General features: G+C 62.3%; 11 protein-coding genes. 4 read left to right on the plus strand and 7 right to left on the minus strand.

Going from position 1 to position 14,764, the window contains the following annotated elements; translation table 11 throughout:
- Positions 1–30 precede the first annotated feature (30 nt).
- The 4 genes from ispH to DDIC_RS01415 all read right to left on the minus strand — a co-directional run bounded on the left by ispH (position 31) and on the right by DDIC_RS01415 (position 5,087).
- Positions 31–888, minus strand: coding sequence for a 4-hydroxy-3-methylbut-2-enyl diphosphate reductase (gene ispH / locus DDIC_RS01400; protein ID WP_136398795.1), 858 nt, complete (start codon positions 886–888; stop codon positions 31–33).
- Positions 889–994: 106 nt separating this feature from the next.
- The gene (locus tag DDIC_RS01405) at positions 995–2,008 is read right to left on the minus strand and encodes a tRNA dihydrouridine synthase (protein ID WP_136398796.1); all 1,014 of its coding nucleotides are present in this window, start codon (positions 2,006–2,008) and stop codon (positions 995–997) included.
- Positions 2,005–3,951, minus strand: coding sequence for a SulP family inorganic anion transporter (locus DDIC_RS01410; protein ID WP_136398797.1), 1,947 nt, complete (start codon positions 3,949–3,951; stop codon positions 2,005–2,007). The genes DDIC_RS01405 and DDIC_RS01410 overlap by 4 nt, the downstream gene beginning before the upstream one ends.
- Positions 3,952–3,953: 2 nt before the next feature.
- Complete coding sequence (locus tag DDIC_RS01415; RefSeq protein ID WP_247647511.1) at positions 3,954–5,087, minus strand: hypothetical protein; 1,134 nt, start codon at positions 5,085–5,087, stop codon at positions 3,954–3,956.
- Between the two features lie 446 nt (positions 5,088–5,533).
- Here DDIC_RS01415 and DDIC_RS01420 point away from each other — a divergent pair, with 446 nt between their 5' ends.
- The 3 genes from DDIC_RS01420 to DDIC_RS01430 all read left to right on the plus strand — a co-directional run bounded on the left by DDIC_RS01420 (position 5,534) and on the right by DDIC_RS01430 (position 8,723).
- Positions 5,534–6,712, plus strand: a complete 1,179-nt coding sequence (locus DDIC_RS01420; RefSeq protein WP_136398798.1) for a transglycosylase SLT domain-containing protein — start codon at positions 5,534–5,536, stop codon at positions 6,710–6,712.
- A gap of 156 nt (positions 6,713–6,868) precedes the next feature.
- Complete coding sequence (locus DDIC_RS01425; RefSeq protein ID WP_136398799.1) at positions 6,869–7,438, plus strand: OmpH family outer membrane protein; 570 nt, start codon at positions 6,869–6,871, stop codon at positions 7,436–7,438.
- A 301-nt stretch (positions 7,439–7,739) separates the two neighbouring features.
- Entirely contained in the window at positions 7,740–8,723 is a 984-nt protein-coding gene (locus DDIC_RS01430) for an AEC family transporter (protein WP_136398800.1), read from the plus strand.
- A gap of 90 nt (positions 8,724–8,813) precedes the next feature.
- Here DDIC_RS01430 and lipA read toward each other — a convergent pair whose 3' ends face one another.
- The 3 genes from lipA to DDIC_RS01445 all read right to left on the minus strand — a co-directional run bounded on the left by lipA (position 8,814) and on the right by DDIC_RS01445 (position 11,943).
- The gene (gene lipA / locus DDIC_RS01435; RefSeq protein ID WP_136398801.1) at positions 8,814–9,695 is read right to left on the minus strand and encodes a lipoyl synthase; all 882 of its coding nucleotides are present in this window, start codon (positions 9,693–9,695) and stop codon (positions 8,814–8,816) included.
- A gap of 34 nt (positions 9,696–9,729) precedes the next feature.
- A complete protein-coding gene (gene lipB, locus DDIC_RS01440; RefSeq protein ID WP_136398802.1) occupies positions 9,730–10,443 on the minus strand; it encodes a lipoyl(octanoyl) transferase LipB in 714 nt (237 codons plus the stop codon).
- Between the two features lie 114 nt (positions 10,444–10,557).
- Positions 10,558–11,943 (minus strand): BPL-N domain-containing protein, encoded by a 1,386-nt coding sequence (locus tag DDIC_RS01445; RefSeq protein WP_348769733.1) that lies wholly within the window; start codon positions 11,941–11,943, stop codon positions 10,558–10,560.
- Between the two features lie 95 nt (positions 11,944–12,038).
- Here DDIC_RS01445 and DDIC_RS01450 point away from each other — a divergent pair, with 95 nt between their 5' ends.
- On the plus strand, positions 12,039–14,702 hold the full coding sequence (locus tag DDIC_RS01450; RefSeq protein WP_136398804.1) for a valine--tRNA ligase: 2,664 nt from the start codon (positions 12,039–12,041) through the stop codon (positions 14,700–14,702).
- Positions 14,703–14,764 lie beyond the last annotated feature (62 nt).

The following is a 14,764-nucleotide window of genomic DNA, read 5'->3' on the forward strand; positions in this document are numbered from 1 at the left end:
AGAAAAGTACCGCTTCAGGGGCAAACGGGATTAAAGCGACTGCAACCACAGATGGGCGGCGTCAATAAGACTTTTCGGCGTAGATGCGCCAGCCGTTAGACCTGCACGATTTTTTTGCAAAAAATTTTCTGCGGCAAGTTCTTCAACACGTTCCACAAGAAAGGTGTCAATGCCGTTCAGGGCCGCCACATCGGCCAGCCTGCGGGTATTGCCGCTTTGTCTTCCGCCTATGATTACCATGACATCCACAGAAGAAGCAATGTTGCGCGCCTCCTCCTGCCGCTCGCGGGTAGCGTCGCAAATGGTGGAAAGCACCACAAGATCAGCAAAGCGCCTACGCAGATCCGCTACGATCTCTTCAAAGATCTTGCGGTCCTGCGTGGTTTGCGAGGCCAGCACGTAGGGCTGGTTTTCTGCAAGGTGCAGCGAGGCCAGCTCGGCGGCGCTGCCAAAAACGTGCGCCGGGCCGCATGCGTAAGAAACAAGGCCCCGCACCTCCGGATGATCGGCCTCGCCAAAGAGCAGCAGGGTTGCGCCGGACGCTGTGGCCCTGCCAATGGAAAGCTGGGCTTTTTTGACCTTGGGGCAGGTGGCGTCCACAATGTCCGCGCCGCTGTTCTTCACCTGCTCCTCAACCTGGCGCGTAATGCCGTGCGCGCGGATAACGGCCACATCTTTCTGCGCCAGCAGGGTGGCGTCGTTGACGCAGACGACCCCGCGCGATTCGTATTCGGCCAGCACCTGCGGGTTATGGATGATGGGGCCAAGGGTGCAGATGCGATTCGCCTCGGCATTTGTTCCCTTGCGCTCAAGGGCCGTATTCAGTTTTTGCAGCGCCAGGCTTACACCCATGCAAAAGCCCGCTGTTTTGGCGCGGTAGACGTCCATCAATGCGCTCCTTGCGCGGGCGGCGGCAACAGTACGGGCAGTGCGCCCGGCCCCGTCCCCCGGCATGCTGTAAATATGCGCGGTGCGCCGCAGTGGGCGCAGGCGTTTATGCGTTTTGTTGCGTCTGGCCGCCCAAAAAAATATCCAGCAGCCTGTCAAGCTCTTCCCAATCACTACAGCGGCAAAGCTCCTGACGCAAGGCCCGCGCGCCAGGCAGGGTGCGCACGTAGCGCGGAACCACCGAGCGCATCTTCCACAGGGCGGCCTTGCCGGGGCAATGGGCGCGGGCAAGCTGCAAATGTCGCGAGATCATGGCCCTGAGCTGCGGGGCGTCGGCCGGCACCGGGGCGCTGCAAGCCAGCAAGGCCGCGTGGTCGGCAAATATGGCGGGGTTGTGCATGGCGCCGCGCGCGTACATGACGCCCGTGGCGCCGGTGCTTTTAAGGCAGGCCACACCATCGGCGGCGCAAAAAAGATCGCCGCTGGCCAGCAGGGGAATGCTGAGCCGCCGGGCAAGGCCGGCAATGGCATCCCACTGCGCGGTGCCGCCAAAACCCTGACGGGCGGTGCGCGGGTGCAGAGTCAGCCAGCCCGCGCCCGCGTCTTCAAGGCGCAGGGCAAGGTCGGGCAGCACCGGGCGGGCGTCGTCGATCCCCAGACGCAGTTTAAAGCCCACGCGTCCAGGGCCTGCGGCAGCCAGCATGGCGCGGGCCACGGCGAGCACGTTGTCGGTGTCGCCCAGCATGGCCGCGCCCGCGCTTTGACGCAGCACCTTTGAAACAGAGCAGCCCATGTTGAGGTCAAACCAGCCAAAACCAGACTGCCGCAGCAGTTCCACCGCGCGTCCCAAGAACGCAGCCTCGGCGCCAAACAGCTGCACCACAAGCGGTTGGTCTTCGGGCAGGGTCATGAGCAGTTCATTGGTGCCGGGGCTTTCGTACACAAGGCCCTTGGCGCTGACCATCTCGGTAACGCATACGGCTGCCCCGTATTCGCGGCAGAGCAGCCGGAAGGGCAGGTCGCTGTATCCGGCAAGGGGGGCCAGCCAGGGATGCTCCGGCCCGAAGGGCAGTGAAGCGGGGTTTGAGGGACAGGTCGGAAGCTGAAAAACCTTGGTCACGGGCGCTCCTTGGTTGCGCACGGCTTTTTTGCAGAATCTCCGCCCGTTGCGGGCGCGTCCGGCGTCTGCTCCGCCGTGGGCACGACATTGCCGTGGGCATCCAGCGCCACGCGAGCAGACTGGGTCATGTATTCCGGGGCTGCATGCACAGCAGCTCCCGCAGCCACGGCACTGGCATCATCGCCAGTGTCGGCGGCGTTGGCCGCGTCGGGCGTGGATGCGGCGTCCGTAGACGGCACGGCGCACTGTCCTTCGCGGCAGACAACGCGGTTGAGCAGGGCTGCCGCCAGCCGCAGCCCTTCGCCGGTGGTTTCGGCCACAAAGCCGTTGCTGAGATACTCCAGCAGGCCGGTTCGCCGCAAGATGTCGCGCACGCTGGGGCAGCCCACCACAAGAATGACCGGCAGGCTGCGGGCATAGCAGCGCTCGATGAATTGCGAAAGGGCGTGCGCCCCCGAGGCGTCTATCCAGAAGACGCGCGACAGGTGCAGCACCACAAGGCGTGTGGGTTCGCTGTCTTCGGCATACAGCAGACGTTCGAGTTCGTGTATGGCCCCAAAAAACAGCGTGCCTTCAATCATGTACACGGTAATGCCCGGCGGCAGCTCGGCAGGGCCCTCGCGCAGCAGCGGGTCGCCCTGATGCAGTCTGTTTACGCGCGGGTGGGCGGTTTTGTAGATAAACAGGGTGAGCGACAACAGCACGCCGATAAAAATGGCTTTTTCGAGGTCAAAAAGCAGGGTGGAAAGAAATGTGATGGAGAGCACCGCCCTGTCCACGCGGGTGGCCACGACGCACAGCCGTATGGCTTCCACGTCGATCATCTTGAACGAAATGAGCAGCAGTATGCCGCTCAGCGCGGGCAGCGGCAGCCAGCTGATCAGCGGGGCCAGCGCAAACAGCAGGGGCAGGGCCAGAATGCCCGAAAACACCGTGCCCATTCGGGTTCTGCCGCCAGAGGTAACCACAAGGGCGCTGCGGGTAAACGACCCGCAGCCGGGTATGCCCGAGGTGAGGCCGGCCGCGATGTTGCCGAGCCCCTGACCGATGAGCTCCTGGCTGCCGTCAAAGGCGTCGCGCTTGATGCTGGCCAGCTGCTTGCCGATGGCCAGCGATTCCACTGTTCCCAGCAGGGCTATGGCCAGAGCGGGCATAAACAGATCGCGCACAGCGTCGAGATCAAACGACGGGGGCAGCGAAAAAGGCGGCACAACGCTAGGTATGACGCCCACCACCGGCACGCCCCGCTGGCCTACGTCAAAAATGGCGGCAAACAGCGTTACGACGCCAAGAGCGGCCAGCGAAGCGGGAAAGCGCGGTGAAACGCGTTTGAAGGCGAGGGTGATGGCAATAGTGCCCACGGCAATGCCGAAGCTCCAGTAATTGACAAAGGGCAGCCCGTGCAACGCGCCGAATATCTGGCTGAAAAAGCCCGAGGGCTTTGGGCCGGTAAGGCCCATGGCCGTATGCAGCTGGCCTGCGGCGATGAGCAGCGCCGCCCCTGCGGTAAAGGCCACCATGACCGAATGCGAGATAAAATTGACAAGGTCGCCCAGCCGGGCAAGCCCCATGCCCACCTGAATGAGCCCGCACAACAGCGCCATGCCAAAAATATAGGCCATGCGCGATTCTTCGGGCATGTTGATGATCAGCTCGCCCCCCACGCTGACGGTGGCCAGGGTGGAAAAGATGATCATGGAGATGGCGTTGGTGGGGCCTGCGGCCATAAAGCGCGACGAACCCCACAGGGCGGCCAGCACCACGGGCAGCATGCAGGCGTAGATGCCGTACTGGGGGTGCACCCCCGCAATAATGGCATAGGCCATGGCCTGCGGCACGGCCATGGGGGTGACGGTGAGGGCGGCCGTAAGGTCCGCCTTCAGGTCCTGGGCGGTATAGCGCCTGATGGTTTCCAAAAAGGGAAAAAGCCCTGCGGCTCGCATGACTAATCCTCGCGGGTTGCGTCGTCCTCAAGGCGTATAACATCGTGCCCAAGCGCATAGTGCATCAGTCGGGGGCGGTCTGCGGATTTTTTGAGCGAATTGATGATGCGCGTCATACGGCGAGTGCCTTCAAGCACGCCGCCAAGGTGCCCGGCCATCTCGGTAAGGTCGTTGCGGGCCAGGGCTTTTTCGAGCTCAACGGCGAGCATGCGCCCGCGTGAATTTTCTGGAAACTCGGCCAGCAGTTCGCGCGCAAGACGCAGGCTGCGGGCCTGGTTGGCGTCCAGGTCTTCCACCAGTTCGCCGCAGTATTCCGCCTGGTTGCGCATGACGTTGAGGGCATTGTTGCCGTAATGGGCCATTGCTCCGGCGGCCTTTTCCAGCGTATCACGAGCTACTGCCACACGGCGTCCCACAGTGAGCGAAACAATGCTGGCGCACTTGGAAAGAAAGCGCTCGTCAAAGCTTTCAAAGCCGTATTCGCGCTTGGTGTACAGCATGACCAGGCCGAAAGGCGGCCTGTTGCTGCGTTCGCGCAGCACAAAGGCCAGCCGCGAGCGGTAGCCTTCCTTGTAGATGATGCAGTCAAACGATTCGCCGCCCATGGCCAGGGCCTGCAGGTTGTTGGAAACCACGTAGCGGGTGTGTCCCTCAAGGATGGCGCGCATGACAGGGTGCTCGCGCAGCCCTTCCTCAAGCATGGGGGCCACGATGGGTATGCTGTTGCCGTCTATCTGATTGGCGGACCGGGCCACCCATTCGCCGTTGGCGTTGCGCAGGCGGCACACGTACATGTCGGCGTACAGGGCGTGGACGAGAATTTCGGCGCTCTGGCGCAGCACTTCGCCAGGGGGGGCCATGCGGTCGGCAATGGCCAGCAGGTCGTTGGAAACGCGCAGCAGCATTTCCGTGTCGTTTTGCATGGCGGCTATGGAGGTAAGCAGCATGAGCAGGCAACGCCAGCTGCGCATGGGCACGCCCCGCAGGGAGGGGTGATAGCCGGTGTTGAGAGTGCGTTTGGCGGCGGGCAACAGGGCAATGGCGGCCGCGCGCATCTCCGGCGGCGCATATTTAAGAAGACGTTTGATTTCTTCGCGGATATATTCGGGCGAATGCTGGGCCACTGTGTGCTCCATGTTCCCTCCGGCCAACGCGGCCAGCGCTGGCTGGCCATTGCAGGGAAACCGGCGCGGCTGCGCGCTTGTAAGAAGTTGTCGCCCTGGCTAACCCATCTTGTTCATTGGTGAAAACCGCAATGGGGTTCGTTGGAACCCCTGCGCGGCGTCCATCTCCATGGCGCGCAAACCTTTTTTCACAGAAAAAAGTATAGGTGGGAAAAAAGGTCTGGTCAACGGTAGCTCATAAAAGGGGCCGTCCTTTCTGAATTAAAGTACACAGTTTGTAAAGTGGTTTGTCAGGAACAAATGGAGATTTGGCAAAGGAATTGCAAGGAGGCTTGTGGAAGATTCTCGACTGTCGAAATTCCGACACGGCGTCCGTCTGCGGGCGGAGGCACCGAGGTCAGCCATACAACCGTAACGGCGGCTGGACGCAGGTCTTGCCGTTGCCCACGGGGATGCCCATGAAGCGACGTAACACTCTTTTGCTCATATCTCTTGGTCTGGCGGCCGCACTGCTGGTGCTGGGCCTGCTGGCCGGTTTTGTGCCGCAGAGCGAAGGGCCGGAGCTGCGCCGCCGTGCAAGCGGCATGGTGGCGCGTCTGCGCCCCGAAGACATGCCCGTGCCCATTCTGGCTCAGGGCGACGGCGCCAGGCTGTGGGCGGTGCGGGGGCCGGTGGCCTCTGACGTTGGCCCGCAAACCGGCGGGTCCAAGGCGCTGCGCGCGGCTGCGCGCACCGAACAGAAACCCGGCAAAGCAACCGTTGCGGATAATGCGGCCGCGCGGCGTATAGTTTCGTTTGGCGCAGGTGGCGTAAGTCTTGATACGGGCGAACCCGCCATAGTCTTTTCGGGCGACGCCCAGGGCGATTTTGCGCCGCTGCTGACGCTTGACGGCGCTTCCGCGCCCCTGCTGGTCAGCAATCAGCCGCGCGACTACGGCGACCCCCTTGACGCCTCTGGCCGCCCCCTGCGCTGGGTGACGCCCAAGTCCATGATGGCGGGCTATTCCCCCAGGGTTGTGCGCAGGGCCGTCATTGAAGTGCTGCGCCACGGGGCCGCGTTTGGCGACTTTGGCGGGGATATTGACGACAACGACATGGAAAAGCTGCAGGCCAGGGCGCGCCGCTACCAGAGCCTGGTTGAAAGTTTTTCGCGCCGCTACAACCTGAACACCGATCTGATCTACGCCATCATTCACAGCGAAAGCGATTTTTCACCCACGCTTGTAAGCAACAAGTCGGCCATGGGCCTCATGCAGGTGGTGCCTGACACGGCAAACGACGAGGTGCACCGCTACCTGTACGGACATATGGGCGACGTGGGTTTTGAAGACCTGCGCGTGCCCGAGACCAACATACGTTACGGCACAACCTATCTGCACATACTGTTTACGCGTTATTTCGCCGGGGTGCGCGACCCCCGCGCCAGGGAGTTCTGCACGGTGGCGGCGTACAACATGGGGCCCAACCGCTTTTTGCGCCTGTACGGCAAAACCATGGAAGAAGCCGTGGATTATATCAATTCCATGAGCGTCGAGGCTTTTTATCAGGATCTTGCCACGCGTCTGCCCGCCCGCGAAACGCGCTACTACGTCGCCAGGGTGCAAAGGATGAAGGCGCAATACGCCTCGTTGCGCTAAACCAGCCGCGCACCGGGGGCAGCCGTCAAATCGGCCTTTGGTGAGGAAATTTGCGCGAAAAATGGTTGTAGTGCCTATAAAAACAAAGTACATGTTCATCAACGCCGAGCCCCCGACACGTTGCCCGGCCATATTTTGAGAGGAGTGGTTACAACCATGCGAATTCGTTTTATTATGCCGCTGGCATTGTTGCTGAGCATGATGCTTTTTGCCTGCCAACAGGCCGACAATACTGCACAGCCCAAGGTGGCGGTAGTGGATATGGCCCGAGTTATGCGCGACAGCGAACCCGGCAAGAGCGGAGTGAAGTTCCTTGAAAGCCTGCAGGGCGACATGCAGACCAAGCTCAACGACATCCAGCATCGTCTGGAAGCCAACCCCAAGGACGCCGACGCGCAGAAAGAACTGCAGGCAGTCTATATGTCGGCCCAGCAGCGCATGCAGGTGGAACAGCAGAACGTGGTCAACATGCTGTATGACACCATTCAGCGCGTCATCAATACCTACCGCGCCGAAAAGGGCTACACCGTCATCATCAGCACCGAAGCCGCCGCCGCCTTTGATTCCAAGAGCGACGTGACCAACGAAGTGCTGGAGCTTGTGAACAAGCAGAAGGTCGAGTTCAAGCCCGTGGCCCCCGAAGCCGGAAAGGCCCCTGAGGCCGCGCCCGCCCCCAAGGCCGAAACGCCCAAGGACGACGCCAAGGCTCCCAAGGCCAAGAAGTAGTCCGGATTAGCCCGGCTGCTTTTTAGCGGATTGTTTGCACAGGCCCTCCGTCAAAATGACGGAGGGCTTTTTTTATGGTGCGCAGAGGGGTGTGTCGTCCCTTTGCAGCGCATGCTCAAGCGCGGCACAAGTGGACGAACTGATGACAACTGGTATATATGACAGGTGAAATTGTTGTCCAGCAAAAACTGTTTGAATAACCAAACAGTTTTTGCTGGACAACCACAACCGCCCGCGCCATAGTTCCTTTGCCCGGCGGCCCTGCCGACGGACGAAACTACCGAGGATAAAAAGGTGCCCCATGTTTCAAGCGCTGTTTGCCGTTTTGCCGGTTTTTTTGATCATTGGCGCGGGCGTATTGCTGCGCAGCCGCGACGTGCTGCCTGAAAACGCCGGGCCGGTGCTGGGTATCTATGTGCTCAAACTGGCGCTGCCGCTGCTGATTCTGCATCTGCTGGCGGGCGCAAACGTGAAAGATCTGGCGCACTGGGCCTTTTGGGGCGGTATTTTGGGTTCACAGCTTGTCATGTATTGCGTAGGCAACCTTGGCGACAAAATTTTTTGCAGGCGCGGCGTGGGCCCCAGCGTGGTTGCGGGGTTGTCGTGCTCTGCCTGCAACGCGGCCTTTGTGGGTCTGCCCATCGTTTCCAACCTGTTTCCCGGCAATGCCTCGGCCATGCTCATCGCGGGCCTTTGCACCCTTACGCCCAACGTGGTGATGATCATTGGACAGTCGCGGCTGGACGCTCTGGCAGGCTCTCTGGCCTGGGACGGCGGCAATCCGCTTAAATTTTTTGGCAAGCTTGTGCGGGTTTTTATCCTCGGCAATCCCATCCTGCTTTCCACGCTGGCCGGTATTGCGCTTTCCGCCTCCGGTCTTGGTCTGTGGGAGCCCATCGACCGCGCTGTAAGTCTTGTGGGCTATACGGCGGCTCCCTGCATGCTGCTGTCGCTGGGGCTTGATCTGCGGCAAAAGCTGGTGGTGGCCACACGTCAGGCGCATGGTCACGCGGTTGTGCGCCAGTGCTGGTTCATCCTCTGCAAGCTGGTGCTGCATCCGCTGCTGTGCTGGGGCATGCTGGCGGCCCTTGGCGTGTCCGGCCTCTGGCTTGTCATCAGCGTGATCATCAGCGCCACGGCCACGGCCCTGGTGGTGACCGTCATCGCCGAGGTGTACAGTACGGTGCCGGAAGAAGCGGCTTTGACGGCGGTGGTTGCAAACGGGCTGAGTATTTTTACCCTGACAGGTTTTGTTTGGGGGTTCCACGCCCTGGGCATGATCTGACCGGGGCTGCAAGGCAGACTGAAAACGGGTGCTGGTTACCGCTTGGTAACCGACACCCGTTTTTTGCATGCGGCGGCACGCCCGTCCGCATCAGGCAAAGTTGGCGGCGTGGTAGCTGCTGCGTACCAGCGGGCCGGAAAAAACGTGGCGCAGGCCCAGCGACCTGCCGTAGGCGGCATATTCATCAAACTGTTCGGGCGTCACATAGCGGTCAAGTCTGTGGTGCTGGCTCGTGGGCGGCAGGTATTGGCCGATGGTTACAATGGAACAGCCAGCGGCGTGCAGGTCGGCCATGACTTGCCGCACCTGCTCGTCGGTTTCGCTCAGCCCGACCATAAGGCCGCTCTTGGCCGTCATGCCGCCGTCGCTGACGCGGCGCAGCAGCTCGAGGCTCTGGACGTAGTCCGCCTGAGGGCGCACCTGGGTATAGAGGTCGGGGTGGGTCTCCACATTGTGGTTGATGATGTCGGGCTTGGCGTCCATGACCGTGCGCAGGGCGGAGGCGTCGCCCTGAAAGTCGGGAATGAGCACCTCGACGCTGCTCTGCGGCAGGGCCTGCCTGAGTTCCCGTATCACTGCGGCAAACTGCGCCGAACCGCCGTCGTCCAGATCGTCGCGCGTCACGGAAGTGACAACCACATGCTTGAGGCCCAGCGTTACGGCGGCCTGTGCCACACGCTGCGGTTCGGTGGGGTCCGGGGCGCTGGTCTGGCCGGGGTGGATGTTGCAAAACCGGCAGTTGCGCGTGCAGGTTTCGCCCAGAATCAAAAACGTGGCCGTGCCGGACGAAAAGCATTCCTGCCGGTTGGGGCAGTTGGCCTCTTTGCAGACGGTGGACAGCCCCTGCTCGTTGAGCAGGGCGGAGGTGGTAAAAAAGCGCCGGTCGGAGGCCAGGGGGCGGCGCAGCCATGCGGGCTTGCGCAGGGGGGCGTTGGCCTCGCCCTGCGGGACGGTGGAATCGGGTTGGGTCATGTAGGGTATCCTGCCGGCAGAGGGCTGCCGTAGATTATCGTGGTCTGATGGAGTTGGGATCTGCCTGGTCATGTCCCGCAAGCAGGGCCGCGCAGGCCTCGGCCTGTTGCAGCGGCGGCTGCGGCTGCGCAAAAACTTCGCAAAAGGCTTCAAGAAAGCGGCTTTTCACCGTGGGCATGGTCGCCAGAGGCCCGGTCTGCTCGCGCTGCACCGATGTGGCGGTTACGCCCTCAAGACCGCATGGCGTGATGATGTTGAACAACGAGAGATCCCTGTCCACATTCATGGCCAGACCGTGCAGGGTAACATGCCGGTGCACGGCAATGCCCAGCGAGGCTATTTTGCTGCCGCCCACCCATACGCCGGGAAAGCCCTGCCTGCGTCCCGCCTCAATGCCGAAGCGCCGTACAGCGCGGATGGCGGTTTCTTCCACATCCTGCACATAGGCCCTGATGCCGCCCGTGCGTTTTTTCAGGTTGACGATGGGGTAGGCCACCAGCTGGCCGGGAAAGTGGCAGGTAATATTGCCGCCGCGCGTGCTGTGCACCACGTCCACCGACGCCCCCCACAGGGTCGCGAGGTTTTGGGGCAGGTTTTCCTGCCCGGAATTTTTGCCCATGGTCACGGTCGGGGGGTGCTCAAGCAGCAGCAATATGTCGTCGCCGCCCTGCAGCACAAAGGCCTGAGCCTGTTGCTGTATTTCAAAGGCCCGTTGGTAGGCTGTGCAGCCAAGATCAAATGCGTACATGTGAACCGGGGGAGTTGGGGTTGATGGGGCAAAACCCCTCATACCGGCATGAGCCGTCGCCGTCCAGCGTTCTGCAGCCCCGGCGGTGGTTCAAGCGTCAGCTCCGGGGCTGGCTCAGGCCAGGTCGCAGGGCATGGACGTCTGGGAAAGATAGATGAGCTCTTCAACCATGCCCAGCAGTTCGGCAAGAATGCCCCCGCCAGTCATGGGATGACCAAAAAGTTCTTCCCTCTGCTGGTCCAGGCCGCGTTTGTCCACGGCGTCGGGCATGGTGGGCGAGAGCGTCTCCGCCAGGCGGCAGGCCAGAAAATAATCCTCCGCCCCGGCGGCAAACAGGCTTTCAAGCTTGGCAAAGCGCGGCGCGGTCTGCTGCCAGTAGGCCAGGGCCGCCGCTGACGGCTCAAGGCTGGCCGCCGTGCACAGGGCGGCGTGCAGGTTGTTGCACGATGCGCCGGGCAGGCCCGTGCGCCAGCCCCACAGCCAGTGGGTGCGGGCAAAAAAGAGGTGGTGGGCCACGGCCAGATCAAGCAGCTCGCGCATGTGGCGCAGGGCGTCCAGCAGGGGGCCGCCCGTGCCTTCGGGCCATGCGGCGCAGGGGTGACGCAACTGCCACAGGGGCACGTCTACGCGGCTGGGCTCAAGGCCGGTCATACTGCGCAGCAGCTGGGCCAGCCATGCGTTGGCGTCGTGGCTGTGCGGCGTTTCAAGATGCGAATAGCTGAGCACATACCGGCCCTGACCATACTGGCCGGTCACGGCCATGGGCTGGCCCTCCAGAAAATCCGCCGAAAGATTGACCCCGTACAGGTCGCGCCACTGCAAAAAGACCCTGGACGGAATGCTCTGCAGGGTAAGATCCGCCAGCCAGAAATCCTTGTCAGGAAATCCATAGGACGCCAGCACCGTGACGCGGTCGTCCTGCGCGGGGGCAAAGCGGCCTGGCCACCATACCGGCAGGGACGGCAAAAAGGCGCACTCCCGGGCTTCGTTCTGCGGCTGGCGGATGGCGGCACGGCGAGCGCCGATGCAGCCTGACGTGATGCCGGCAGTGAGGTGGTCGGACCTGGGCGGGCCGTCTGGCTGATCCAGCCTTTGCGGTGATAATTCATGCCCCTGGGTAACGTGCGTCCGCACGTGGCCCGAAATAAGGTGGTACAGGCGCTCAGGATAGGCCGCCCGCGTCCACGGGCAAAGGTTGAGCCCGTGATCTGGGTTGGGGTGGGTGAGGGCAAGCCCCGCACCGCCGCAAAAACCCAGATAGTTGCCGCCTCGTTCCACCCACTGGCGTATGGCCTCGCGCCCCGCAGGGGCGAGGGCGGCTGCCTTGAGCCGCGCGTTGCCGCCGGGAACCAGCAGCAGCGATACGCCTGATTCCCCCTGGCATTGGCCGTTGCCGGGGCCTTTGCCGCCCGGCTTGCCTAAATACGCGCCTTCGGCTATTTCTTGTCCCTTAACCAGGCGGCAGGGCAGTCCCAGTGCGCGAACAGCGCGCCAGGCCATGAGGCCCCAGATGTGGGACGCATCCCATAATATGCAGATTGGCTGTGCGGCAAACATAATACCGCAGTATCGCCGCCTTTTACGGAGAAAGCAAGATGGCGGATACGCTACCCAAGGGCTATGAGCCCCATGACGTTGAAGCCCGGTGGCGCAAGCACTGGGAGGATGACAAAACCTTTACGCCCGACCCGGACGCTCCCGGCGAGCCGTACTCCATTGTCATTCCGCCGCCCAACGTCACGGGCGCGCTGCATATAGGGCACGCGCTCAACCATACCCTTATCGACGTGCTTTGCCGTCATGCCCGCCAGAAGGGCAAAAATGTTCTGTGGGTTCCCGGTACCGACCATGCGGGCATTGCCACCCAGAACGTGGTGGAGCGCGCCCTCGCGAAGGAAGGCAAAAGCCGCAAGGATCTTGGACGCGAGGCCTTTATCGACCGGGTGTGGGAATGGCGCGACGAATACGGCCACCGCATCCTCGATCAGGCGCGCGCCCTGGGCGATTCCGTAGACTGGACGCGCCTGCGCTTTACCATGGACGAAGGCCTTTCCGCCGCCGTGCGCAAGGTTTTTGTGCAGCTGTACAACGAGGGCCTGATCTACAAGGGCGACTACATCATCAACTGGTGCTCGCGTTGCCACACGGCCCTGGCCGACGACGAAGTCGAACACGAGCAGAGCCGGGGCAAACTGTGGAAGGTGCGCTATTTGCTGGCCGACGGCAGCGGGCACATCACCATTGCCACCACGCGGCCCGAGACCATCCCCGGTGATACGGCCATCTGCGTGCATCCCGAAGACGAGCGCTACGCGGGCCTCATCGGCAAAACCGCCGTGGTGCCCGTGCTGGGGCGCGAGATCCCCATTATCGCCGACGCCTATGTTGACCGCGAGTTCGGCACGGGGGCGCTCAAGGTTACCCCCTGCCACGACCACAACGACTGGATGCTGGGCAAAAAGCACAACCTCGTGTTTCTCAAGGCCATTGACGAAAACGGCGTCATGACCGCCGAGGCCGGGGTCTATCAGGGCCTTGCCAAGGACGAATGCCGCACCCGCATCGTGGCCGACATCGAAGCCGCCGGGCAGCTTGAGGGCATTGAAGAAATCGATCATGCCGTGGGCCATTGCTACCGTTGCCATACGGTGGTCGAGCCGCACGTCTCCACGCAGTGGTTTGTGGCCGCCACCAAGATGGCCCCCGCCGCGCGCGACGCCGTGCCCGGCATGACCAAAATTTTTCCCGAAACGTGGCTCAAGACATACTATCACTGGCTCGACAACATCCGTGACTGGTGCATCAGCCGCCAGATATGGTGGGGCCACCGCATCCCTGCCTGGAATTGCGAATCGTGCGGCGAAATGGTGGTGGCCGAAGAAGCCCCCGCCGTCTGCCCCAAGTGCGGCGGCGCGCTCAAGCAGGAAGAAGACGTGCTCGACACATGGTTTTCGTCCGCTCTGTGGCCTTTTTCCACCATGGGCTGGCCCGAAGACACCAAGGACCTGCGCCGCTGGTACCCCACCTCGGTACTGGTGACGGGTTTTGACATCCTGTTTTTCTGGGTGGCCCGCATGATGATGATGGGCATCCACTTTATGGGCGAGGTGCCCTTTAAGGACGTGTACCTGCACGCGCTGGTGCGCGACGCCTCGGGCCGCAAGATGTCCAAATCCACGGGCAACGTCATTGACCCGCTGGCGATGATCGACAAATACGGCTGCGACGCCCTGCGCTTTACCCTGACGGCCTTTGCCGCCATGGGGCGCGACATCCGCCTGTCTGAAGAGCGCATTGAGGGCTACCGCCACTTTGTCAACAAGCTGTGGAACGCGGCCCGCTTCGCCCTTATGAACCTGCCGGAAGAAGCCCCTGCCCCGGTGGCCCCGGAATCCGTGCCCGGTCTGCACCACCAGTGGCTGCTGCACCGGCTTGAAGTGGTCAAGCAGGACATGGACAAGGCCCTGGCCGATTACCGCTTCAACGATGCGGCCCAGCTGGGCTACAAGTTTTTGTGGAACGAATTCTGCGACTGGTATCTCGAGCTCATCAAGCCCGATATGCAGTCAGAGGACCCCAAACGCAAGGCCGAGGCCCAGTATGTGCTGTGGCTCGCCCTGCGCGAGCTGCTGGTGTTGCTGCACCCCATCGTGCCCTTTGTGACCGCCGAAATATGGGCGGCCCTGCCCGTTGCGGCCGGGGCAAAGGCCACCGACATCGCCCGCGAGCTTTACCCTGCGGCGCGGCCCGCCTGCGTGCGGCCTGAAGAGGCCGGCCGCATGGAGCTGATTCAGGGCATCATTGTGGCGGTGCGCACCATCAAGGCCGAGCTTGGCATCAGCCCCAGCCACAAGGTCAGCCTTATGCTGCACCCTGTGAACGCGGCGCAGGCCGCGCTGCTTGAGGCCAACAGCCACTGCATGGCCACGCTGGCGCGGCTTGAAAACCTCACCATCGGCGCTGACGTGCATGCGCCCAAGGCGTCGGCCTCCGCCGTGGTTGAGGGCTGCCAGGTCATCGTGCCGCTCAAGGGCGCTGTGGATCTTAACGGCGAGCTGGCCCGCCTGGACAAGGAAATAGCCAAGCTCGAAAAAGACGTGGTGGGCGTAAACATGAAGCTGAGCAACGAAAGCTTTGTGAGCCGCGCCCCTGCGGATGTGGTGGCCCGCGAGCGCGAACGCGCCGAAAAGCTGCTGGACGCCAAGGAAAAAATGCAGGCCCTGCGCGCACGCTTTGCCGAGGCTCTTACTGAAGAATAACGCCAGTAACCCTTCAGGGGTACTGGTTTGCTGCGCGACGCGGACGACAGGCTGATGTCTGT

Origin of the sequence: Desulfovibrio desulfuricans (assembly GCF_004801255.1) — a bacterium.
GTDB lineage: Bacteria > Desulfobacterota > Desulfovibrionia > Desulfovibrionales > Desulfovibrionaceae > Desulfovibrio > Desulfovibrio desulfuricans_C.